At 33.8% G+C, this 725-nt stretch carries 1 protein-coding gene; it reads right to left on the bottom strand.

Annotated features, from left to right (window positions below; translation table 11 throughout):
* The coding region (locus tag CYO90_RS07215) for a cell surface protein (RefSeq protein WP_103579011.1) at positions 1–725 on the bottom strand (725 nt) is incomplete at both ends.

Below are 725 nucleotides of genomic sequence, written 5' to 3'. Positions count from 1 at the left end.
TGCATAGAGAAATTTTTGATCCTTATTTATATCATAGGTCTCATACTTCTTTTTAACCTGCATAGGTTTAAATTTCTTCTCACTTTGCTCTTTGGCAAAATTTGCATTGTATTCTTGTTCTTCTTTGTGTAGCTTGGCTAGAAATTCTTTATGCTCTTTTGTGGTTTTTTCTACATCTTCTCTATAAAGCTTCTTAAACTCTTCTATGCTTAGATCAGCTCTAACAAACAATGCAGCACCATCATTACTTATCATAGTGCCTTCTGGAAATGAATTTACAAAAGCTTCTAGTTCCGCCTCCTCTTCTGCTGTGCCAAGACCAACCATTTTACCAACTATCGTTGGTTTGCCGTCTATAGAGTTTGTAAGCAACCAGTCCATGTGAGATTGTAATACATTGATCTCAAATTCCTCTAAGTTCTCTGGATATTTTGATAATAAAGATCGCCTTTCATCAATGGTATAGCTATACTTTTTTGAAAGCATATTGTCTATCTTCTCTATAGTATCTGTTATCCAGCCCTCTTTACTTTGGTCTATATCAATAAATTCTTTTACATTATCAGTCCAGGGTATAAACATATACTTTGAGTAATCAAATTTCTCTTCGCTAACGCTTTTGTCTTGCTTGCCTTTTTTGGCTACATTTTCTATTGTATTTTCTTTTTGGATAGTGTTATCTTGTATCGGTGTGTTGCTAAGTCCGTTTATGCTAGTTATCATTT

Origin of the sequence: Campylobacter concisus, from assembly GCF_002913745.1 — a bacterium.
Lineage (GTDB): Bacteria > Campylobacterota > Campylobacteria > Campylobacterales > Campylobacteraceae > Campylobacter_A > Campylobacter_A concisus_R.
This window is presented reverse-complemented; position numbering and strand designations above follow the sequence as displayed.